Origin of the sequence: Herbaspirillum rubrisubalbicans, from assembly GCF_003719195.1 — a bacterium.
GTDB classification, from domain to species: Bacteria; Pseudomonadota; Gammaproteobacteria; order Burkholderiales; family Burkholderiaceae_D; genus Herbaspirillum; species Herbaspirillum rubrisubalbicans.
Map to the genome: position 1 here is coordinate 2322566 of NZ_CP024996.1, position 20288 is coordinate 2342853.

The 20288-nt window shown below is 59.2% G+C and carries 26 protein-coding genes; 11 read left to right on the top strand and 15 right to left on the bottom strand.

What is annotated here, in order from left to right; genetic code table 11:
• Positions 1-75: 75 nt before the first annotated feature.
• From rdgB to sodC, 5 genes are all read left to right on the top strand, one after another.
• A complete protein-coding gene (gene rdgB / locus RC54_RS10460; RefSeq protein ID WP_061788827.1) occupies positions 76-666 on the top strand; it encodes an RdgB/HAM1 family non-canonical purine NTP pyrophosphatase in 591 nt (196 codons plus the stop codon).
• The gene (gene hemW, locus RC54_RS10465) at positions 663-1916 is read left to right on the top strand and encodes a radical SAM family heme chaperone HemW (protein WP_061788828.1); all 1254 of its coding nucleotides are present in this window, start codon (positions 663-665) and stop codon (positions 1914-1916) included. Before rdgB ends, hemW begins: the two co-directional genes overlap by 4 nt.
• Positions 1917-2058: 142 nt before the next feature.
• A complete protein-coding gene (locus tag RC54_RS10470; protein WP_058895263.1) occupies positions 2059-3258 on the top strand; it encodes an EAL and HDOD domain-containing protein in 1200 nt (399 codons plus the stop codon).
• Between the two features lie 5 nt (positions 3259-3263).
• Positions 3264-5357 (top strand): putative bifunctional diguanylate cyclase/phosphodiesterase, encoded by a 2094-nt coding sequence (locus RC54_RS10475; RefSeq protein WP_061788829.1) that lies wholly within the window; start codon positions 3264-3266, stop codon positions 5355-5357.
• Positions 5358-5604: 247 nt separating this feature from the next.
• Positions 5605-6138, top strand: coding sequence for a superoxide dismutase family protein (sodC, locus tag RC54_RS10480; RefSeq protein WP_058895265.1), 534 nt, complete (start codon positions 5605-5607; stop codon positions 6136-6138).
• A 47-nt stretch (positions 6139-6185) separates the two neighbouring features.
• Here the strand turns inward: sodC and RC54_RS10485 are convergent, their stop codons facing one another.
• From RC54_RS10485 to RC54_RS10540, 15 genes are all read right to left on the bottom strand, one after another.
• Positions 6186-6497 carry a HigA family addiction module antitoxin gene (locus RC54_RS10485; protein WP_058895266.1) on the bottom strand — a complete coding sequence of 104 codons (312 nt, stop codon included), beginning with the start codon at positions 6495-6497 and terminating at the stop codon, positions 6186-6188.
• 10 nt (positions 6498-6507) lie between these two features.
• The gene (locus tag RC54_RS10490) at positions 6508-6795 is read right to left on the bottom strand and encodes a type II toxin-antitoxin system RelE/ParE family toxin (RefSeq protein ID WP_061788830.1); all 288 of its coding nucleotides are present in this window, start codon (positions 6793-6795) and stop codon (positions 6508-6510) included.
• Positions 6796-7139: 344 nt separating this feature from the next.
• Positions 7140-7388, bottom strand: a complete 249-nt coding sequence (locus RC54_RS10495; protein WP_208652674.1) for a helix-turn-helix transcriptional regulator — start codon at positions 7386-7388, stop codon at positions 7140-7142.
• Positions 7385-8275, bottom strand: a complete 891-nt coding sequence (locus tag RC54_RS10500) for a DUF3850 domain-containing protein (protein ID WP_061788831.1) — start codon at positions 8273-8275, stop codon at positions 7385-7387. The genes RC54_RS10495 and RC54_RS10500 overlap by 4 nt, the downstream gene beginning before the upstream one ends.
• Entirely contained in the window at positions 8272-9174 is a 903-nt protein-coding gene (locus tag RC54_RS10505) for a hypothetical protein (protein WP_082803063.1), read from the bottom strand. Before RC54_RS10505 ends, RC54_RS10500 begins: the two co-directional genes overlap by 4 nt.
• Entirely contained in the window at positions 9171-9932 is a 762-nt protein-coding gene (locus tag RC54_RS10510; protein WP_061788832.1) for a hypothetical protein, read from the bottom strand. Before RC54_RS10510 ends, RC54_RS10505 begins: the two co-directional genes overlap by 4 nt.
• On the bottom strand, positions 9929-10393 hold the full coding sequence (locus RC54_RS10515; RefSeq protein WP_061788833.1) for a hypothetical protein: 465 nt from the start codon (positions 10391-10393) through the stop codon (positions 9929-9931). Before RC54_RS10515 ends, RC54_RS10510 begins: the two co-directional genes overlap by 4 nt.
• Positions 10390-12222 carry a ParB/RepB/Spo0J family partition protein gene (locus RC54_RS10520; protein ID WP_164471199.1) on the bottom strand — a complete coding sequence of 611 codons (1833 nt, stop codon included), beginning with the start codon at positions 12220-12222 and terminating at the stop codon, positions 10390-10392. Before RC54_RS10520 ends, RC54_RS10515 begins: the two co-directional genes overlap by 4 nt.
• Positions 12223-12235: 13 nt before the next feature.
• Complete coding sequence (locus RC54_RS25110; protein WP_164471200.1) at positions 12236-12514, bottom strand: hypothetical protein; 279 nt, start codon at positions 12512-12514, stop codon at positions 12236-12238.
• A 4-nt stretch (positions 12515-12518) separates the two neighbouring features.
• Positions 12519-12770 carry a hypothetical protein gene (locus tag RC54_RS10525; protein WP_123020424.1) on the bottom strand — a complete coding sequence of 84 codons (252 nt, stop codon included), beginning with the start codon at positions 12768-12770 and terminating at the stop codon, positions 12519-12521.
• Positions 12767-12907 (bottom strand): hypothetical protein, encoded by a 141-nt coding sequence (locus RC54_RS25115; protein WP_156481375.1) that lies wholly within the window; start codon positions 12905-12907, stop codon positions 12767-12769. The genes RC54_RS10525 and RC54_RS25115 overlap by 4 nt, the downstream gene beginning before the upstream one ends.
• Positions 12904-13209, bottom strand: a complete 306-nt coding sequence (locus tag RC54_RS10530; protein ID WP_123020425.1) for a hypothetical protein — start codon at positions 13207-13209, stop codon at positions 12904-12906. Before RC54_RS10530 ends, RC54_RS25115 begins: the two co-directional genes overlap by 4 nt.
• Entirely contained in the window at positions 13206-13487 is a 282-nt protein-coding gene (locus RC54_RS10535) for a hypothetical protein (protein WP_061790768.1), read from the bottom strand. The genes RC54_RS10530 and RC54_RS10535 overlap by 4 nt, the downstream gene beginning before the upstream one ends.
• Positions 13484-13642, bottom strand: coding sequence for a hypothetical protein (locus RC54_RS25120; protein ID WP_156481383.1), 159 nt, complete (start codon positions 13640-13642; stop codon positions 13484-13486). Before RC54_RS25120 ends, RC54_RS10535 begins: the two co-directional genes overlap by 4 nt.
• A gap of 185 nt (positions 13643-13827) precedes the next feature.
• Positions 13828-14223, bottom strand: coding sequence for a helix-turn-helix domain-containing protein (locus RC54_RS10540; protein ID WP_123020426.1), 396 nt, complete (start codon positions 14221-14223; stop codon positions 13828-13830).
• A 72-nt stretch (positions 14224-14295) separates the two neighbouring features.
• Between RC54_RS10540 and RC54_RS10545 the strand changes: the two genes are divergently transcribed.
• The 6 genes from RC54_RS10545 (at position 14296) to RC54_RS10580 (ending at position 20137) form a co-directional block, all read left to right on the top strand.
• Entirely contained in the window at positions 14296-14571 is a 276-nt protein-coding gene (locus RC54_RS10545; protein ID WP_061790692.1) for a transcriptional regulator, read from the top strand.
• Positions 14572-14913: 342 nt separating this feature from the next.
• Positions 14914-15528 carry a hypothetical protein gene (locus RC54_RS25125; protein ID WP_156481363.1) on the top strand — a complete coding sequence of 205 codons (615 nt, stop codon included), beginning with the start codon at positions 14914-14916 and terminating at the stop codon, positions 15526-15528.
• Between the two features lie 224 nt (positions 15529-15752).
• On the top strand, positions 15753-16220 hold the full coding sequence (locus RC54_RS10560; protein WP_061790688.1) for a YmfL family putative regulatory protein: 468 nt from the start codon (positions 15753-15755) through the stop codon (positions 16218-16220).
• Positions 16210-18720, top strand: coding sequence for a VapE domain-containing protein (locus tag RC54_RS10565; protein WP_061790687.1), 2511 nt, complete (start codon positions 16210-16212; stop codon positions 18718-18720). The genes RC54_RS10560 and RC54_RS10565 overlap by 11 nt, the downstream gene beginning before the upstream one ends.
• A 360-nt stretch (positions 18721-19080) precedes the next feature.
• Complete coding sequence (locus tag RC54_RS10575) at positions 19081-19425, top strand: hypothetical protein (RefSeq protein ID WP_156481362.1); 345 nt, start codon at positions 19081-19083, stop codon at positions 19423-19425.
• 10 nt (positions 19426-19435) lie between these two features.
• Positions 19436-20137, top strand: a complete 702-nt coding sequence (locus RC54_RS10580) for a hypothetical protein (RefSeq protein ID WP_061790684.1) — start codon at positions 19436-19438, stop codon at positions 20135-20137.
• Positions 20138-20288: the final 151 nt, after the last annotated feature.

Genomic DNA, 20288 nt, shown 5'->3' on the forward strand with positions numbered 1-20288 from the left:
ATGTGCCGCACCGACATGGCGTTTTTTATTGTGGCGGCGCGCGCTACGCCCTTTGCAACTGAATTTTGAGCACACATGCAACCCAAGCAAAAGATCGTGATGGCGTCCAACAACGCCGGCAAACTGAAGGAATTCGCCAGCCTGCTGGGCGACATCGGGCTGGACGTGCGCCCGCAGGGCGAGTTCAATGTCCCCGAGGCGGAAGAACCCTTCGCCACCTTCGTCGAGAATGCCCTGACCAAGGCCCGTCATGCCGCCCGCCTGACCGGCCTGCCGGCGCTGGCCGATGATTCCGGGGTCTGCGTCAATGCCCTGGGCGGTGCGCCGGGCGTGTATTCGGCGCGCTATGCCGGCGAACCCAAGTCGGACGCCAACAACAATGCCAAGCTAGTCGCCGAGCTGGCCGCGCACGCCGACAAGTCGGCCTATTACTATTGCGTGCTGGTCTATGTGCGTCATGCCGACGACCCGCAACCGGTCATCGCCGATGGCCTCTGGAAGGGCGAGATCATGGCGCAGCCGCGCGGGGAGGGCGGCTTCGGCTACGATCCCCACTTCCTGCTGCCGGCACTGGGCAAGACCGCCGCCGAACTGACGGCCGCCGAGAAGAATGCCGTGTCCCACCGTGGCCAGGCTCTGCGCGCACTGGTCGAGAAGCTGAAATGATCCCGATCAAACCGATCAACCCTGCGATGGCCGCCCCCCCCGCCACCCAGGCAGCGGCAGGTCCGGCCCAGGCGGCGCTGGCCTTCCTCAAGCCCGGCAGCCTGCAACTGACGGCCTTGCCGCCCTTGTCGCTGTATGTGCATTTCCCGTGGTGCGTGCGCAAGTGCCCGTATTGCGATTTCAATTCGCATGAAGTCAAAGGTAGCTTCCCTGAGGACGACTATCTGGCAGCCTTGCGCAGTGATCTGGAGCAATCGCTGCCGCTGATCTGGGGCCGCAAGATCCACACCATCTTCATCGGCGGCGGCACGCCCAGCCTGCTCTCGGCAGCCGGCCTGGACCGTCTGCTGTCGGACCTGCGCACCTTGCTGCCCTTCGACAGCGACATCGAAATTACGATGGAAGCCAATCCTGGTACCTTCGAGGCCGACAAGTTCAGGTCTTACCGGGCCAGCGGCATCAACCGCCTGTCCATCGGTATCCAGAGCTTCAACAGCCAGCATCTGCACGCCCTGGGCCGCATCCACGATGGCGACCAGGCCCGCAAGGCGGTGGAGATCGCCCACGCCAACTTCGACAATTTCAACCTCGACCTGATGTATGCGCTGCCCCAGCAGACGCTGGCCGAGGCCCAGGCCGACATCAGCACTGCCATCGCCTTTGCACCGCCGCACCTGTCGCTGTACCACCTGACGCTGGAGCCCAATACACTCTTTGCCAAGTACCCGCCACCGGTACCGGATGAGGATGCCAGTGCCGATATGCAGGACATGATCGCCGAACTCACCACGGCGGCTGGCTATACCAACTATGAAGTCTCGGCCTACGCCCAGCCCAAGCGGCGCGCCCGGCATAACCTGAACTACTGGCAATTCGGCGACTACCTGGGCATCGGTGCCGGCGCCCATTCCAAGCTATCCTTCCCGCACCGCATCGTGCGCCAGATGCGTTACAAGCATCCGCAGGCCTACCTGGATCAGGCCCGGGTCGGCAGCCCCATCCAGGAAGAGGGCGAGATCGGCCGCGATGCGTTGGGCTTCGAGTTCATGCTCAATGCCCTACGCCTGACCGAAGGCTTCCCCCCCAATCTGTTTGCCGAACGTACCGGCATGAGCCTGAACCAGATCGAGCAGCAACTGAACCTGGCCGAGCAAAAGGGCATGTTGTATCGCGATCATGCACTGATCCGGCCTACCGAACTGGGCCGTCGCTTTTTGAATGATTTGCAGGAAATTTTCCTGTCAATGTAAAGCCATGTTGCAAGCTTGCTTTTATCAGGTATATTTAGAAAAAATTTAATTTTAATTAAGTATTCTGCTGGGAAACTTCTTTACAGTTTTTCAATGTGATAGAGCGCCCCGGGAGACTCACGGGGTGCGCCACGATAAAAATATGGCTGTTCAGGATAAAAGCGTTCCATTCCCACTCGTGTTTTTGCAGCCCGTCGCCGACGTTCACCACGTCTGGACCGCGCTGTCTTTGCATATTTCGCCCGCCGTCGAGGATGGCAGTGCGCTGCTGTCCAGGCTTTTCAATGAATTCGACCTGCTCGATGCGCTGGGTGGCTTGAACTGCATCATCCCGGTTCGCGATCCGGCCATCTTCGCGCCCGAGTTCGCCCAGGAGATTCCGCAAGGGCAGCTCGCCTTGCGGGTGCCGGTAGAGCACTGCGTCGACCCGGCCAAGATCGATGCGCTGGACTGGCTCTACAGCCGCGGCTTTGCCATCATCGCCGATGGCTTGCCGGCGCAGGGCGCCAGTGTGTTCCCCTTTGTCGAATCGATGGCGCTGGACGTGAGCATGGGCCACGTGCCGGAAACCACCCAGTGGCTGCACCGCCTGCGCGGGCCGCACCTGGCCGAGAACGTGGGCGATGCGGTGCAGTTCGATGCTTGCCGGGTGGAAGGTTTCCGCTGGTTCTCGGGCGACTACGCCCTGCATCCAGATAGCCGCCTGTCGCAGAAGAATTCGATTTCCCGTGCCCGCCTGTTGAAGTTGCTGGAGCTGGTGGCGCGCGACGCCGACGCCAACGCGCTCGAATCTTTGCTTAAGCAAGATCCGGCCTTGTCCTACCAGCTCTTCAAGCTGGTCAGTTCGGCCGCCTTTGGCTTCTCGGCGCATATCACCAATTTCACCCAGGCCATCAACCTGCTGGGTCGCCGTCAATTGCAGCGTTGGTTGCAATTGCTGCTGTATGCGCGTTTCCCCGGCGACGAGTCGGCCAATCCACTGCTGCCGCGCGCCGCCGCTCGGGCGGCGATGATGGAAGCGATGGCGCACAAGGTCCAGTGCACCCAGGAAGAGCTGGACCGTGCCTTCATCACCGGCATGTTCTCGCTGCTGGATATCCTGCTAGGGATGCCCTTGCATGACATCATCGAGCCGCTCAAGTTGCCGGTGGACATCGTCAACGCCCTGGTGCGTCGCACGGGCCGGCTGGGCAAGCTGCTCGACGTGGTCGAGCGTTCCGAAGACGGCCGCATTCCGCTGCGTCATTCCGATCTGGATGCCGCGGGTCTGGATGCGCAGGTGTATTGCCGTTGTCTTATTCAGGCCTTCAATTGGGCCACACGCGTCAGTACTGAGGCGTGATCTCGATGATTTCCTCCGTGGGTAGCGACGATCTGGCGTGCTGTTCGGCACTCCTGGACGCCACGCAGAATCTGCAGGGCATGGCGCTGCACGCTGCGCTGGGAGGGATCGCATCCGGTTTCCTGAAGCGCCCGGGCGGGCGTTACATGGTGAACTTGCCACCAGAGAGCGGCGGTGATGGCAATACCAGCGTTAATGGCCTGTGTCAGGCCGTGCAGTTCGAGAGCACGCAATTCGGCTATTTCGTCTTCCCCCCGCTGACCCGGCCCTATACCGACCAGGAGCGCAGCCGCCTGGCGTTGCTGGCCTCCTTCCTCGGCCGACTGATGCAGCGTCGTGCCGACAGCGACAAGCGCAGCCGCGCGCTGGACCAGATCGAAGCCAAGCTGGAGCAGCAGGCGCAGATCCTGAACCAGATGCACGAATCGGTGATCACCATGGACCCGGCCGGTTTCATCACCAGCTGGAACCGGGGCGCCGAGCAGTTGTTCGGCTATACCTCCCTGGAAGCCATCGGCCGCAACGTGCTCTTCCTTTATGAGAATGAAGAGGAAGAGGACGCCATGCACGCCCTGTTCCTGGAGCATGGCAGCCGCGAGATCGAGGTCCGTCGGCGCAAGAAGTCCGGCGAGGTGTTCTGGGCCAGCCTGTCCTTGTCGGTCATGCGCGACCAGAATGGCCATCCCATTGGCCTGATCGGCTATCTCAACGACATCACCGAACGCAAGAATGCCGAAAAGCTGATCCATCACCTGGCCTATTACGATGCACTCACCGGCTTACCCAACCGCACGCTGCTGACCCGTACCGTGGACCAGGCACTGACCGCAGCCCAGCATGAAAATCTGCAGGGCTGCGTCATGTTCATCGACCTGAACCGTTTCAAGCCCATCAACGACACGCTGGGCCATGTGGCGGGCGACATGTTGCTGGTGGAAGTGGCAATCCGCCTGCGCCGCGCGTTGCGCGAGCAGGATGTGGTGGCGCGTCTGGGCGCTGATGAATTCGCGGTGGCCCTGTTCGACATCGACAAGGATCATCACCCCGGCTACGTGGCCCAGAAGCTGCTCTCCCTGTTCGACGAACCCTTCTTCATCGACGGCCATGAATTGCGGGTCGGCGCCAGCATCGGCGTGAGCATGTACCCGGAAGACGCCAGCGACACCGAAACCCTGCTGCGCTTGGCCGACATCGCCATGTACCGCGCCAAGCAGGGCGGTGACAACAATGAAGGCGGCTACGTCTATTACAGTGAAGAGATGAACCGCAACACGCTGGACCTGTTGCGTATCGAGACCGGCCTGCTGCACGCCTTCGAATACAACGAATTGCTGCTGTACTACCAGCCCAAGGTGGATATGAACACCCTGGCCATCACCGGCGGCGAAGCCCTGGTGCGCTGGCAGCATCCCGAGCGCGGCCTGCTGCTGCCGGGAGAATTCATCCCCATTGCCGAGGAAACCGGCCTGATCGTGCAACTGAGCGACTGGGTGCTGGATGCCGTGTGTCGCCAGGCGCGCGCCTGGAAGGAAGCCGGGCTGGCACCGATTCGTATTGCCTTGAACGTCACGGCCCGTGAATTTACCCGCTCCCTGCCTGATCGTGTGCGCGCTGCGCTGAACCGACACGCCCTCAGCGGCGACTGGCTGGAGATCGAAATCACCGAAAGCATGTTGATGCACAGCACCGACCGCGTCATTTCCATCATGGAAAAGATCTGCAGCCTGGGCATCACGATTTCGCTGGACGACTTCGGCACCGGCTATTCCAGCCTGTCCTATCTGAAGCGCTTCCCCATCAATACCCTCAAGATCGACCGTTCCTTTACCATGGGCATTCCCGACGATACCAATGACTGCGCCATTGCCAGCGCCATCATCGGCATCGCCAAGCAATTGCGCCACAAGGTCATCGCCGAAGGGGTGGAGACCGAGAAGCAATTCAACTTCCTGCGCGAAGCCGGCTGCAACGAGTTGCAGGGCTTCCTCTTCTCCTGCCCGGTACCGGCCGACGACTTCCACGCCATGCTGCTGGAAGGGCGCAAGCTCAACCTGGCGCCGACTCCGCCTACACCGGATAACGGTATGTCCGGCAACTGATTCCAGTTTGACCGGCACCCGAATCAGGTCTGGGTGTCGGATTGCCGCATTGCTCTCTGCCTGCTCTGCTCCTATGCTGGGGGAAGAGTCGTTGCGGGCTTTTTAGGTGTCATCCGGTGCTTTCTTGAGTTATTTCGATCTGATCGCGGAAATTTTTTCGATTTTTCTAGTCGGTCTAGACGTTTTTCTTCCGCTCTTCGCCAGAGTGCCTATCCTCCACTTTTTTGTTAGCACAAGGAGCACGATCATGAAGCGAGCTATTGCAATGTTGGCCCTGGCCTGTGGATCGGCCATCACTGCTGTCTCTGCTGCCGAGCCTCCGATCACGGTGGCGCTCAACCTGGTCAATGCCCAGGGCGTGGCGTCCCCGGCCGGCGAAGTCACCATCAGCGAGACGCCCTACGGCCTGCTGTTCAAGCCGGCCTTGTCCGGTTTGCCGGCGGGTGTACACGGTTTCCACGTGCATCAGAACCCCAGCTGCGCGCCGCTGGAAAAGGATGGAAAGATGGAGCCCGCGCTCGCAGCTGGTGGTCATTGGGATCCGCAGAAGACCGGCAAGCATGAGGGGCCGTATGGCGAGGGGCATCTGGGCGACCTGCCGGCCCTGTACGTCACGGCTGACGGCAGGGCGGACAATCCGGTCCTGGCGCCGCGCTTGAAAAGCATTGCCGAGTTGCGTGGTCATGCCTTGATGGTGCATGTGGGCGGGGACAATCATTCGGATCATCCGGCTACTTTGGGTGGAGGTGGGGCGCGCTTGGCGTGTGGGGTGATTCAGTAATCCTCGGAGAGGAGTTGTGCTCGGTCGTGATCGTCATCCGGCAAGCTTCAGGCCGATCGCACCATGGGTTGTACTTCCTGCTCGATGCGGGCGCCGTTTTCCTGCTGGGCGATCTTGAGGTCGTGGGTCATCTGCAGGTTCAGCCAGGATTGCGCATCGCCACCGAAAAATCGCGCCAGCCGCAATGCGGTATCAGGCGTGATGCCGCGCCGTTCGTTGACGATTTCGCCGATGCGAGTCGCGGGTACGCGCAAGGCGATGGCCAGTGCATTGGCGCTGAGGTTGGCCGGGGCGAGGAATTCTTCCCGCAGGATTTCGCCCGGATGGATGGGGCGCATACGATTGCTGGCAGGGTTCATGAGCTTGTTTTCAGTGGTAATCGACGATTTCAACATGGCTTGCGCCTACTTCTCCAATGCTGTTCCAGATGAAGCAGAGTCGGAATTGGCTGTTGATGCGGATACTGTATTGCCCGCTTCGATCACCCTGCAGCGGTTCCAGCCGATTGCCAGGCGGTGAGCACAGGAAATCCAACGTCGCAGCGGCTTCCAGCATCTGCAGTTTGCGTTCTGCCGCGGCCCGGATGTTGGCGAACCGGGCCACGGTTTCACCATGGAAGAGGGCTTCGGTTTCTGCGCATCGGAAACTGATGATCATGGTTAACGTATAACGTTGAGCGTTAAGCGTCAATCGATAAGGTTCGACAGGCAAGCGGGGTAATGGTGAGCCTGATGGTGGACGGCAGAATCGATGTCCAAGGCTGTGCTGGTTTATACGACGTTTGCGGGGCAGGGGGGGGCGTGCAATTCCAGAAATGAAGTTGAGGCGCTTGCGATTTTTCGAGGAGGAAAAGGTCGTGGAATGTTGTTGACCTGATGACTTACCGTATTGGATCTTGAAGCTATTGCGCAATCCGGCAATAAAAAAGCCCCTGTCAAAAACAGGGGCTTTCATATTTCTGGCGGAGACGGAGGCGTACTTATAGTCTCCTGTGGGCCTTGTCAGTGGCGGGGTCTAGTTCGTTCGGAAGAATTTTCACCAACACTTTCACCAACATAATTCGAGTCTCTGGCTTTCATCAGCGCTTCGATCCAAGCGTCCACTTCGCTCTCAATCCAGCCCACTGCACGGCCGCCCAGCGGCACGGGTTTCGGGAACGTATTATCCCTGACTTTCTCGTGAAGCGTTGTGCGGCCGAGTTTGGTTTTGGCGATGACTTCCTTCGTGCGAAGAATGGTATGAGCCATCATGCACCGCCTTCCTGATAGCGAGCCTCTGCGGCGCTCACGGCATCCTGCAATTCGGTATTGATCGCTTTTTCCCACCCCTCGCCATGCATCAGGACGGCGCGTGTCAGGCGGTGAATGACAAACGCCTGCTCTTCTTCTGCCTTGCAGGGGATCGCGTAGCCAGCGATGCGATAGATCTCGGCATAGGGCGCGCAGCGGAAGTTCGGCACGCCTAGGACACGACGCAGTTCGGGCGTCAGCTGGGCCGGGAAGATGGTCGCTTGAGTCGGGACGATGAGATCAAGTAAGGCCGCATAGGCGACGCCTGCGGCTTCCTCGTCGTGGCTGGCCATGGCATCGCCGTATGCATTGAGGTGCTCCTGAAGTTCCCGCAGCGTTCCAGGAAAGTTCACACCGCCGCGCGGTTGCGCTGGCGAGATGAGTTGCTTTCGCGCCAACGCAATCAGCTGCAGGGTGGTGGCCGGATCTACCAGCGAGATGAACTCGTCCTGCTCCTGGGTGAGTTCAGCAATCGAGAACGGCTTGCGTGGATGATCGGCTGGCGCCGCGTCGCTCGCGATGTCGCCGGCGGCGGCCGCCGTATCGGCGATCACTTCCAGCGTCTCCAGGTTGAGCGAGAATTCCTGCGGCAGGTCATCGATCAGGCAGGCGGACAGCGAGAGAACGGCGTAGCCGGTCGGGAGGCCGAAGCCGTCGCGCAGGACGTGGGTCACCTGGCGCTGCAGTTCGGCGCCGGTGTAGCGCTCGGTGCTCGGATCGAAGCAGCACAGCTTGAGCATGTCGCCGGGTTGGTAGTCGCGATCGTTGAGGCGGAATTCATGGGTCTTGACCCCGCTCAGCAGATCGGTGAATGGCTGCGGCCAGCACTTCAGGACGTGGGTAATCATAGGGCGGCCTCCTTCGGCTCTTTGAATGCCAGGGCGGTCTTGAACAAGGCGTTGCGTGTGGCTTGGATGTGCTTCTCGCGAAGATCCCACTGGTCGTCGTCGACAAAGCGGCCGACGTGCTCGTCCACCAGGTTGGCCAGGTAGCTCGGCGGCAGGGCGTCGAGTTCCCAGGATTCGTGGCCGAACTGGCGCAGGTAAGCCTCGAAGCGTGAATCGGTGGTCTTGGCCGGGTTCGGCGGCGGATCTTGTTCATCGATCTGGTCCATGTTCAGCGCCACGCGCTCGAAATGAAACTCCTGATTCCAGGTGAACATGGAAAGGCGCTCCTGCAGATCTCGGCTCATATCGAGGCCGCTCGGGTCGTGGTCGCCGAAATGCAGGATCACGGCGTGTTGGCCGCTGCGGTCGGCGGGCAGGAGATCTTCCTCGGCGAATTCGCGCAGCACGGTGCCGCTCGGGTAGCCGCGAGCGGCCAGTAACGGCACATCCCAGCGCCGGCAGGCGCGTTCGAGCACGCCCGCCAGGGCTTCCTTCTCCACGATGACGAAGACGCGGTGCTCCTGGTTGAGCCACATGTCAGAGTGGAAGCTGTCGGCGCAGGCGTTCAGGATCTCTTTGCCGTTCTTCCAGCTGGCCCGGCGGATGAAGTCGCGCGTCCGGTCTTCGATGGCATCCCAGTCCATCAGACCAGCGTTCCGGGCATCGTTGACGATGCCGGTCGTGCGCTTGTAGCTGCGCTCGGTGTTCTCGATGATGTCGCGCGCCACGAGCTGGTAGTACAACTGTCGGACGGTCAGGCGGTAGCCCTGGTTCACGTAGTCATCGATGATCCCGTTCATCAGATCGATGAGATGCAGGGTATCGCGACGGAAATTGACCTCTTGGTATTGTTGTTTCATGCATCTTCCCCTTCTTGGTGGGCTGCAATGCGGTCTAGACGCTCTATTTCGGCAAGGATCAGAGCACCGGCCTTCTTCAGCTCTTCGCGCCGATCACCAGGTTTCGCCCGCCAGTCAGGCGGAAGCATCGCCTCGCCGAGCGTTTCGCCGTAGCCCGTGCTGCTGGCGTCCCAGTCACGCGCGGCCGGCGGCATCGCATAGAACGCGGCCAGCGCGGAGATCTCGCCCGAAACGTGCTCATCGTCGTGCTCCAGCGTCCAGCCCTCGACATCCTGCTGCCGGCGGCGCTCAGCCAGCACGTCGCGCGCTGCAGCGTCTAAACCGTTCGCTTTCTCGGCTGGCGGGGAGTTGTATAGTAGGGCGTTAGCGCCAATCGTCTCCCAGGGCACCAGCGGCTGCATATGCCACCCATGGAGTACTGGATCATTCTTGATGACCCCGACGGCGCGGGGGAGTGCGCGGGGCTGCAGTCGCTGGAGGCGCGTCAGTTGCTCGCGCAAGCCCATCACTGTGCAGGGTTCTTCACCGCATGGAGTGCCTGCGTTGAGCGGATCGCCTTCGCCAACGACCATCAGGTGCTTGGCAATGATGCGAGCCGCCGGAGACGGATGGCCGCACCACCGATCTAGGTCGAGTATTGCAAGAAGGTAGCGGTCTGCCCGTTCTTCAGCCTTGATGGCGCGCTTGACGCCGATGAATACGCCGATGAGGTAGCCGCCAATGGCGCATGAGACGCCCAGCAGGATAATTGAAGTCATGCTTCCTCCGTCATGCTCTGGATGATGGTGGTGGTGTAGTGCTCTGTCATCGGGAGTGTCTCTTGCTTCAGGATGGCCAAGTCTCGGCGAACCGCATCAACGTCCGACTGGAAGATCATCACGCCATAGGCAAACTTGTTCGCCAACTGGCGGAGTGACCTGGTGGGCATCTCGCGACCGCTGATGCGGGCGTGCGCCTCGTAGAACTCGGCGAAGCCCTCAATGGCGCCTGCAAGGTCGTACCACGCGTGGCTGCTGGGGGCTCGATAGACGGCGCCATCGTTGTCGACATCGATGTCACCGGTGGTCTCGAGCGCCGTCAGGATATCTTCGACCGGGCCAAAGGTGGCGCGCATCCGCCATGGCATCTGAGCCATCGTGAGGCTTCCGTGGTCGCGCACCACATGGTGCTTATGTTTCCGGGCAGCGCGCTTCGCCCGACTGCGCAGATGGCCGCTCATACGCGTTCCTTCGACTTCGGGAAGGGCCAGGCATCAGCCGGGTTGATGGCATCCTTCTTGGCTGCTTGCTTGGGGCGAGCTGGCTGCTTCTTCGTGGCCTTGGGCTTGGGTGCCTCGGTAGGCTCTTCAGCCGGCGCTTCCTCGGCTGACGCCATTGCATCGGCGAGCTCATTCAGCAGATCGGCCAGATGCTTGTCCTGGAGCAGGCCGATGTCGATACCGCAAATATGGCCGATTTTCTTCAGCGTTTCGTAGTGCAACAGCTGATGTTCTCGCCACTCATCCTCGACATGAATGATGCCGCCATCGATCTGGCGCGGGTACACTTGTGGAATGACGCTGAGGGTTGCATCGAGATGAAGACGGCACACGTCCTCATCCGACGCATCTTGGGCCATTTCATCCACAGCGTTCGCGTCATAAAAATCGACGCTGTAGGACTCGTCAACTCGCTTCGAGAAGCCAAGCGGTTCTGCTCGGATCGCCTGGCCTGCCGAAAAGACCGCCAGCGCCCGATAGACGGGGAGCAGAATCTGGTGATCGACCTGATCCTTGATCTCGTCTAGAAGCTCCTCGTGGAAGGCGTTGTAGCCGTCAGCGATCTTGCGGTTGATTTCCTCGATGCGTTTGCGTTGAAGCGCAGCGGGGTCTTCTGTATCGTTCTTGCGCACTGTCATCGGTGCCGGATCAGCCTCCTGTGACGCCGGCTGCATGTCTGCCTGGCTTTCTTCTTCGGTTCTCGCGAGCCCCGCCTTCTCTAGCGCACACTGGATATCGCTCTTCGAGTAGATGTTCGTGATGTGTCCAGAGAGATTCTTGAATATTCCAATAGGCTTTGGCATTCGGTCGGTGCCGAGCAAATCGTCGACAGGCATATTCTGGTGATCGGCGTTGATAAGCCTGTCGAAGGTGCGCGCCAGAACGAAGTCCGTGCTCAGATCACCGTTGCGCTCCGTCTTGCATTGCTCCCAGGATTCGTAGAAGCGGATTTTCTTCTTTGCGGCTTTAGCGATTTCAGCCGCATTGTGCGCCTCGGTCTTCATTTCAAAGCAGTCGGGATCAGTGCACACGTCTGCGGTGATGTCGGGGAATTTATCGGGATCGTTTGCGGTACGCTTCGGGCATTCCGCGCATGATCCTGCTGCTCTGCAGAGCTTCGCGTCCACCAGGCTGAATGCGGCCCGATTGATGTCCAGGGTGTAACGTTGCTCGATCCAGGTCTTGGCCTGCCTGTAGGACATGGGGGAGCCTGCTCCATTGTTTGTCAGCACTTCAGCTGCAGCGCGTTCCTGGAGGCTTGCTACTGGAATGCGTGCGATGAGCAGTGCCGTCGAGGGTGCCAGCCGCCCATCATTCAATCCGACTCGTGCTTCGGCGCAGAGATCGAGCAACTGCAGGCGTGAATAGGCCCAGCGGCGCTTAACTCCCAGCTCGGTGCAAATATCATCGATCTTCAGTCCGTGGTCGCGCATGGCGCGCTCCATGGCTTCGGCTTCTTCGAGCGGTGGCACGCCGGCGCGCTGGTGGTTTTCGACCAGCTGGATGATGGCCACCTCGGCATCGGTCAGTTGACGCACAATGCCGGGAATCTCGGTCAGGCCGGCGAGCTGAGACGCACGATAGCGGCGCTCTCCCGCAACCAGTTGCAGGCGCGTATCGCTATCCTCGATGGTGCGCAACAGAATGGGCTGGATAACGCCGCTGACCTTGATGCTGTCCGCCAGCTCCTGCAGGGCGTTTTCATCAAATGTCCGTCGCGGCTGGTTGGGGTCGGTCTCGATGAATTGCAGCGGGATCATCCCGAACTGCGCTTGGGTGACTTGATTCATGATCATCTCCGAATTAGTGAATAGTGGGGACGGTGAAGAGCAGGGCGCCAGCGAAGCCGAGAATGGGGTTCGCGACATCGATGCGCCAGGTGGTGTGGCCCGGCCTGATCGGCCGGCAAAGTTGTGGGATGCTCAGCTGGTAGCCTGCTGCGAGCATTGAGTTGAATTCGTCCAGGAGCGTGCGAGCGACATCCTGGCCAAGCAGGGGTGAGCACCCGGCCTTCGATGTGACTGCAAGCCCCAGCTCCTGGAGCGTCATCTGTGGGGCGACCGACTTGGGTAGGTGGCGCATGTGGTCACTCCCCGAATGCGCGACAGGCCTTGCGGCGAGCCTCTGCTGTCTTAGCGCCAGCAACCTCGCTCGGCCACTCGACCGAACACAGGGAGCGCAGTTGATCGACAGGCGGCAGCTCCTCGATGGCCATCTGTCGGCCGAGATCCACGAATGGCTCCAGCTCGGGACCGTTCTTGGTAAATGCTTGGGCGATCAGCAGCAGATAGACGACCGCAATGGCGGTGATGAGGCGGGTGAGGGTTGTCCGGATCATGCTGGCCTCACCGAGATCTTGCAGACGCCGAACATATCGAGTGCAGACGTATGCACATCGAAAGACGAGTGCGCGATGATGGTCAGCGTCAGCGGGATGCCGCTCTCGCGGGTGATCGTGAGGAGGAAGGCTTTCACGCTGCCACCTCCTGCACGACAGCGCAGCCGAGGAGGTCAGCGATAGTCTGGTAATCCTTCTCGTTGATTTCGAAGGCAGCGGACCCGATCCAGAGTGACCATTGGTCTTGCGCCTTCCGCAAGTGGCATCGGTCCGAAGTGTGCGAGATCGCGTAGGCCAGGGGCGTTGGGGTCTGGTCGCCGCGCTGGAAGAACAGGTAGGCGGAGCAAGATTGCCCATCAGTCCAGACGTTGAGCTTTACGTTCCGCACGAGCGTGGTAAAGGTCTGCTTTTGGATCTTCTTGATGACGGGATAGCTCATGCCTCCCTCGCTTTCGTCCAGGCGGAAGGCACGGGCCAGAAGCGGCGGTCGCCGTTCTCAGGTGAGAGGTAGTCCAGGTGGCCAGTTGTGAAAACGAACTTGATAGGCGGCTTCGCTGTTGCCTTCTGGCACGCCACGCAGTGGCCGTATTGAGCCAGGTCTTTTGCGGTGGTTTGCTTGCCGCACTCGCACTTCTTCGCGACATGGGAAATCACGCGGGAGTGCGACACTCGCCGGAACGTATCTTCGCTCTCAGGCGCTAGGTAGAAGCGGCTCATTTAGCACCTCGCTTGGTGCTAGTGATGGCGATCGACTGCGCTTCAGCTGGAGTATGGCCAAGTGGCCACTCGCGGCGAGAGGGCGGTCGGCGACCGGCGAGGAAGTTGAACTTGGCTGGCAGTTGCGTGGCTGCGGCTTTTTTGGCGATGCGCATTTATCGCTCCGGTGATTGAACACGGGAGCGAGTATCACTCAAGTGATTTTATAATTCAACACTGTAGTGATATTTTGGGTGGAAAATAATCACTTAATGTCTGTGTGGCAATTAAATTGATTGGCTGTAGATAGCCTCGCCGCATGAATTTCTCAGGCAGCGGGGTGGGAGCGGACTGGCAGGTTTTACTTGTGCCGCCTTTGGGCAAGCTCCTCGATTAGCTCAAAGTTGGCTTGTTTCGTAGCTTCAAGAGTCCTGATTATTTCGTCTTGCTGCTTCGAGGTAAGTCCATCGAATAACTGCAAGAGCACGACCTGTCGCGCCGACAGATCACCTGGCACGTCGCTGTCGTTGGAGGCGCTGTCTTGATGCTTTACGTCTGTTTCCATGCGTAGATAGGCCGGATCGACGTCCAGCGCTTTCGCAATATCCAGCAGGCTTTCTCCGTACCCCCTGATCCCCGATTCTATATTGCCAATTGTTCCTTGGGTCAAGCCGGCCCTTTGCGCAAGCTGCGCTTGCGTTAGTTGCTTGGCTTTTCGGGTGGCGCGAAGCCGTGCGCCCAAGGTTTCTTTGTTCATTCGCGGATTAAATCACTTGTGTGAATCACTTGGGTGTTGACTGCATTATCACTAAAGTGATTAAATGCCGCCATGAAACCACTCGACAAAGCCATTGATATTGCGCGGGGAGTGTCCAGGCTGGCGGACCAGATTGGCGTTGGGCAGTCCGTTGTTAGCAATTGGAGAAGGCGCGGCACGTTGATTGAGCCGCTGCTCTGCGCTCGGATTGAAAAAGTCACCCGAGGTGAGGTGAAGCGGCAAGACCTGCGCCCCAAGGATTGGCAGGAGATCTGGCCTGAGCTCGTGGCGAGCGGCCCCATTACCCGTCGCGATGAGCCCAGCGATGCAGGCCAGGGTGCGAGGTAGCGATGCCTTCGCCCAGCGAAAAAATACTCAAGTTGTCGCCAGGCTGGAGATCGCTTGCCAGTAAGCGGAATAGGGAGTCTGCCGATGCGCGGGACTCGCCCACGAATGCGACGGATGAAGCGGTCGAGCAAATCGCCTCACTGTTCTGCAGGGTGTTTCGGACTGCTCGCGTTACCTGCACGGCTATCTCGGACAAGTTGGCCCTGGTCACCTTGGCCGCGAAGTGGAAGAGAACTAAATATCTGTCGGCCTTCATGCCCGTGCCCTCATGTTTTTTGAATGATGGGGCGAAGCATATGACTGCCAGGCAATCAAGAAAACCACAATGAAAGGGAATGGATTGTGAAATTCAAGCCGAAGCACGAACGCAAATTTTGGCGTATGGCTGGTGGAACTCCTGTGTCTTCCAGCCAATTTAATGACGGCATGGCCGAGGTGGCGCGTCTCTTCCAGGCATTGCAACCGAGGCTCACAGTCAACGTCGATGACAAGCAATACCGGCATTACAGGGAGGCCGACCGTCAATCCCGGATACCAGCTGTGTATGTGCCTGCGTCCTGGCGCAATACGACGCCTGTAGACGATGGTGCCAATGAAATCGGTATCGGCTTCGAGACCTCGGATGGCACTATCCGGTTGTGTTTGAGCGTGGATTCGGCGAAGCACCTTGTTTCCAGCGTCGCTGACTACATCAATCGCTATGCGTGCCGAACCCATGCTGATGGGCTGGCGGGACTCCCAGAAAATCAAGAGAACATGGGCGTCCACAAGCCAGCCGACGTTTGGCAAATTGAACGCGCGGCTGATCTCTACATCTTCCGTCGGATCGTCAATGGCGTGACTGTCGAATCGTACCGGCCGGTCACGCACGACGTTGCATCAGTTTGGGCGATCTCAATTATTCAAGATTTTCAACCACCACGTCACCTTCAGCATTCCGATAAACCTGTTGGTTGAACTCCACCTGGACGAGATTTGGACCGCGCGTCTTAAGCCGATAGAAGTCCAGGCCGCTGAAGTCGAGGTGGTCGTTGTCATCGAATCCGGCGAGCAGTCTCTTGAAGGCACCAATAGTCAGCAGGGCAGGGCGATTTGTTTTCACGAAGGCTCCAGTGATGGGCTGTTGAGTGTTTTCGGAATATATCACGGCGCAATATTCGCCTAAATACGAGGGAGTACACATGAATTTACGCCAAGCACACCAGGGAATGATTGATGCCTTCCCAGGGGGATGGGATGCCATGGCGGCCGCTTTGGGAATGACCCGAGATGCGCTCTCGAACCGCGTCTATGAGCGCAAGGGCCAAGCAGTCCGCACGCAACACTCGCTGGAGATGCAGGCCTTCACCAGCACTACGCTCTTCGCTGAAGCTATAGCGGCGGCGAGCGGTGGTGTATTCGTCAAGCTGATCACGCCTGGCAGCGTCGACCGCGAAGACCTGCATTCGAAGTTCCAGGAGCTGTGGGCGCGCCTTGGCGAATTGTCTCGGGCGTATACCGCCTATACGGATGACAACCACATCGATGCCCGTGAGAAGGCAGACCTGCAGCGCATCTCTAACGAGATTCAGCGCACTATGCAGGAACTCATGGCGCTCATGTTCCAGATCTATTGCAGCCACGAGCAGGAGCCGGTGAGTGGAGCTTGAGGACTTCGATGCGGTCAATGCGGCCGCGCTGGCCTCGCTGGATTCGCTGCTGGCTCAATGGTTTCCAAACGGCGTTGTTGACGGCGCCGAGTTCTGCATTGGTTCCCTCTCCGGCGAAGCCGGCAAATCCTTGCGTGTTCGCCTGAAAGGCGACAAAGCTGGTTTTTGGTCTGATTTTTCCATGGACGGCGAAGCCGGCCGTGATCCTATCTCGCTCTACGCGGCGAAGGAATCCATCTCCCAAGGGAAAGCTTGTGCTCACCTCGCTCGCGAGCTGGGCATCGCTATTCACGGCGCAGATAAGGTCAAGAGAATTCCTAACGGAACTCCCTATTTGCCACAGAAATCAGCGCCTGCGCAAGCCGGCAAAGGGGTAGGAGCACCTCCGAAGGAGAAGAAATCCACTAGTTCCTGGTGCCCGATTCTGCCTATTCCCGAGGCGGCGTTACCGTATCCCGTCGCTCATCCAGTGCGAGGACGGCCGCAGATGGTTTGGGAGTATCGGGACCAGCAGCGGCAGCTTTTAGGCATCGTTTGTCGCTTCGTCACATCGGACGGTGGCAAGGAAGTTTTGCCATGCGTTTACGCGCAGGATGAGAACACCGGCAATAGGAAATGGCATTGGATTCAGTGGCGTGAGCCACGGCCCCTTTACCTTCCTCAACCGCTCAGGGAAGGCTTCCCTGTTTTGGTGGTAGAGGGAGAGAAGTGCGCTGACGCGGCTAGGGCCGCTGTGGGCGACGCGTGGGATGTCGTGTCTTGGCCTGGTGGTGGGAAGGCGGTCAAGAAAGTTGATTGGTCGCTGCTAGCCGGCCGTTCGTTGCTCTTATGGGCAGATGCCGATGCGCAGCGCTACAAAGAGAACCACGCGAAGGCTGGCGAGATAAAGCCAGAAGTCGAGCAGCCGGGTATGGTTGCGATGCAAGCGGTGGCCGAGTTGAATTTTTCCCAGGGCTGCTCGATCCAATTCGTCGATATTCCTCCTCCAGGCGAGGTCGAGGATGGTTGGGATGTGGCCGATCTGATTGCTGCGGGCGGAACGAAAGAGGATGTGTGTGCGTGGCTTGCCCACGTGCGGCCTGCTTGGGTGGCCAAGTCTGTAGAGGAGGCGGCAGCGCCCGCATCGCCAGCAGCGGTCAGCGATGACAGCGTGCCTGCATGGGTCGATGCGCCGCCTACGCCAGAGGATGTACCCCAACGTCCGGCTAGCGCAGGCAGCATGGACCGCGCGCAGATCAAGGCGATGATGCTCTATGGGGCGACCGGTGTGAAGCCTTGCCGGGAAAACGTCTTCCTAGCGCTGACCCATGATCCCGACCTGCACGGGATCGTGGCCTTCGACAAGTTTTCTGAGCTGCTCATGAAGCGGCGTGATCCACCCTGGGAGTCTGAGCCCGGTGAGTGGACGGAAAGTGACGACTTCTTCCTGGGCCTGTTCCTTGGTCAGCATTACGGCCTGATCGTATCGAGCATCGGTGAAATCGAGAAGGCAGTGGCGCAGGTCGCTCGCCGCCATGCATTCAATCCGGTTACGGACTACATGTCCGAGTGTGAGGCGAAGTGGGACGGCAAGCCTCGCGTGGCGGATGCCTTCCATCGCTACTGGGGAGCGGAAGATTCCGACTACACGCGCCTGGTCTCGACGATGTTCCTTGTCGGCCTCGCGGCCCGTGCTTACGTACCCGGCATCAAGCATGACTGCGCGCCGGTATTTGAGGGCGGGCAGGGCGCGGGTAAGTCCACGGCGCTGGAGGTGCTGGGCGGGGCTTGGTACGCGGACACTCCCTTCCGGATGGGGGAGAAAGACGGCTATCTGTCGATCCAGGGCATCCTGCTGTATGAGGTTGCTGAGTTGGAGCAATTCAACCGATCAGAAGTGACGGCGGTTAAGGCATTCATGTCGAGTAAGAAGGACCGATTTCGCGAGCCGTATGGCAGGCGTATGCGCAACCTTCCTCGGCGCACGCTCTTTGCTGCGACGACGAACGAAGGGCAGTACTTCAAAGACCCGACAGGCAGCCGACGGTTCTGGCCGGTGAAATGTGGCCGCGTCGATACGGTAGGCCTGGCCGAGGTGAGGGACCAGTTGTTCGGCGAAGCTGTCGCAATGTGGCGCAGGGGAGTTAAGTGGTATGCCACGCGTGACCAGGATGTCCGCTTGATCATGCCGGCGCAGGACGACCGCGAGATCCCGGACCAATGGATCGGACGGCTGTACGACTACGTGGAAGGAATTGATGCCGATGGTAATTCCTTGAGTGTTCGTAAGCTGGATCGTGTGACGGCGCGCGAGCTGCTTACGCGGGCCTTGCACATCGAGATCGGCAAGCTCTCGCAGTCGAAGAACGAAACCATGCGCATCTCGGCGTGTATGCGCAAGCTGGGATGGGAGAAGGAGCGTGATCCAAACGGGGCGCGGGAGTATTTTTACGTGCGTCCGAAGCCGGCTGTTGTCGAGCCAAAGATGGCAGAGGAGGGCGATTATGCGATCCCCTTCTAGCGTTGTGATGTGTTGCCGAGTATCATCCTGCCAGGGATCGTGCGCGCAAGTTGCGCGTGCGGAAAAGGCGATGATTTTCGTCTCACCTCCCAACCTCGTCCAACCCTTCATTTTGAAGGTTGGACGGCTGAAAGCCGCCACCATAGCGGCTTCGCCAACCTCCCAACCTTTTTTGCACATTCTCACGCACACGTGCGCATACGCGCGCACGCGTAGGGACTTCTTTTTCCTTTTTTTATTTTCAAATCCATTCAAAAGTAGGTTAGCGAGGTTAGGAGGTTGGCAAAGCCGCATGGGTATTGGCTTTGCGCCGTCCAACCTTGCCGCCAACCTTTTTTTGTTCGAGGGGAGGTTAGTCGGATGAGCGATCTGCGTCAGGAAATGCCAATGGTCGCCAGCATGATCGACGACCTCCGAAGGGAGCATGGCCTGCTTCCGGTTGATCGCCAGATAAGGCGGTCGCTCCGAGGGGAAGCGGTCTTTTACGCCCAGGAGAATGGTTCGCACATTGGGACTCCACAGAAGCGCGGAACCGTTGAGATTTACTGGGACGAACTCGGGATCAGTCAGGAACGCGAGATAGTGCTACCGCCCGTCTATATCGAAATCGTCATCGAATCGAGCGGCAAAGAGCTGCGCGTCATGAATCGGTGGCCTGGCAAGCAACAGCCGCCGGCATCGACCGGCAATAACAGCAACAAGTGAGGGAAAAATTATGCTGGTAGCAATTGAGGCAAATAAGGGTGCGATCTTCCGTGATGTCGGCCACGCACTACACACAGCGTTCCTGGTGATCTCGAATGAGCCGCGTCAAGGATGTGTGACGCGTTCCATGCTCTTGCAGATGATGGCGACCATCGATCTGGACGCGCCGGGTCGCCAGTTGACGCCTGGGCAAGCGGAATGGTTCTCGGCATTGAAGGGGACGCCTGCTGGTAGCATCGATTTCTCCGGGCTGACCGACGATGAGATCCGTGCTCAGTGCGCGATGATCGTGGCTGCTGTGAATCACCATCTGCCCAGGATTGAGGCGATGGTCGTACGTGCGCGTTTTGGTTCGACGGAATACGAGGATGTTAATGGCGCGCGTCGATATGCTTTCTCACATGAGCGGGCTGCTGCGATAAGGGAACTCTCGGACTGGCTGCGGCCGGCTCTCCAGAATGTTCCCGCCATGGCGGTAGATGGATTGTTGGCCCGTCAGTTTGCGAATCACATCAAGACTAAGGTTTCGGTACGTGACCTCGCAGCGGCGTTTGGGTGTTCCAAGTCCACGTACCATCGTGCGAGCGCCGTAGTTCGCAGTCATGTGCGGCAGTTGGAGGCAGCAGCGCACCAGCGGCTCGCGCGGCACTTTATTGAGCAGGGGATCATCCCCGCACCAGCGGAATTATCCACAGCCGGAAAAAGCTGTTGACGTGTCTGGGACAGTTGCCTTATATTTTCGCCAAACTCGACGCAGTTGCGTTTAAAGCCCTAGAAAAGAAATTTTCCGGGGCTTTTTCGTTCTCGAAGCCAGAAGGGGCAGGTTGTTGCTATTATTTCCGCTCGCATACAACCAAGGGGAA

Coding starts and splice junctions, on each gene's coding strand:
- rdgB (WP_061788827.1), top strand. CDS start 76: ATGCAACCCAAGCAAAAGATCGTGATGGCGTCCAACAACGCCGGCAAA.
- hemW (WP_061788828.1), top strand. CDS start 663: ATGATCCCGATCAAACCGATCAACCCTGCGATGGCCGCCCCCCCCGCC.
- RC54_RS10470 (WP_058895263.1), top strand. CDS start 2,059: ATGGCTGTTCAGGATAAAAGCGTTCCATTCCCACTCGTGTTTTTGCAG.
- RC54_RS10475 (WP_061788829.1), top strand. CDS start 3,264: ATGATTTCCTCCGTGGGTAGCGACGATCTGGCGTGCTGTTCGGCACTC.
- sodC (WP_058895265.1), top strand. CDS start 5,605: ATGAAGCGAGCTATTGCAATGTTGGCCCTGGCCTGTGGATCGGCCATC.
- RC54_RS10485 (WP_058895266.1), bottom strand. CDS start 6,497: ATGAACCCTGCCAGCAATCGTATGCGCCCCATCCATCCGGGCGAAATC.
- RC54_RS10490 (WP_061788830.1), bottom strand. CDS start 6,795: ATGATCATCAGTTTCCGATGCGCAGAAACCGAAGCCCTCTTCCATGGT.
- RC54_RS10495 (WP_208652674.1), bottom strand. CDS start 7,388: ATGATGGCTCATACCATTCTTCGCACGAAGGAAGTCATCGCCAAAACC.
- RC54_RS10500 (WP_061788831.1), bottom strand. CDS start 8,275: ATGATTACCCACGTCCTGAAGTGCTGGCCGCAGCCATTCACCGATCTG.
- RC54_RS10505 (WP_082803063.1), bottom strand. CDS start 9,174: ATGAAACAACAATACCAAGAGGTCAATTTCCGTCGCGATACCCTGCAT.
- RC54_RS10510 (WP_061788832.1), bottom strand. CDS start 9,932: ATGACTTCAATTATCCTGCTGGGCGTCTCATGCGCCATTGGCGGCTAC.
- RC54_RS10515 (WP_061788833.1), bottom strand. CDS start 10,393: ATGAGCGGCCATCTGCGCAGTCGGGCGAAGCGCGCTGCCCGGAAACAT.
- RC54_RS10520 (WP_164471199.1), bottom strand. CDS start 12,222: ATGAATCAAGTCACCCAAGCGCAGTTCGGGATGATCCCGCTGCAATTC.
- RC54_RS25110 (WP_164471200.1), bottom strand. CDS start 12,514: ATGCGCCACCTACCCAAGTCGGTCGCCCCACAGATGACGCTCCAGGAG.
- RC54_RS10525 (WP_123020424.1), bottom strand. CDS start 12,770: ATGATCCGGACAACCCTCACCCGCCTCATCACCGCCATTGCGGTCGTC.
- RC54_RS10530 (WP_123020425.1), bottom strand. CDS start 13,209: ATGAGCTATCCCGTCATCAAGAAGATCCAAAAGCAGACCTTTACCACG.
- RC54_RS10535 (WP_061790768.1), bottom strand. CDS start 13,487: ATGAGCCGCTTCTACCTAGCGCCTGAGAGCGAAGATACGTTCCGGCGA.
- RC54_RS25120 (WP_156481383.1), bottom strand. CDS start 13,642: ATGCGCATCGCCAAAAAAGCCGCAGCCACGCAACTGCCAGCCAAGTTC.
- RC54_RS10540 (WP_123020426.1), bottom strand. CDS start 14,223: ATGAACAAAGAAACCTTGGGCGCACGGCTTCGCGCCACCCGAAAAGCC.
- RC54_RS10545 (WP_061790692.1), top strand. CDS start 14,296: ATGAAACCACTCGACAAAGCCATTGATATTGCGCGGGGAGTGTCCAGG.
- RC54_RS10560 (WP_061790688.1), top strand. CDS start 15,753: ATGAATTTACGCCAAGCACACCAGGGAATGATTGATGCCTTCCCAGGG.
- RC54_RS10575 (WP_156481362.1), top strand. CDS start 19,081: ATGAGCGATCTGCGTCAGGAAATGCCAATGGTCGCCAGCATGATCGAC.
- RC54_RS10580 (WP_061790684.1), top strand. CDS start 19,436: ATGCTGGTAGCAATTGAGGCAAATAAGGGTGCGATCTTCCGTGATGTC.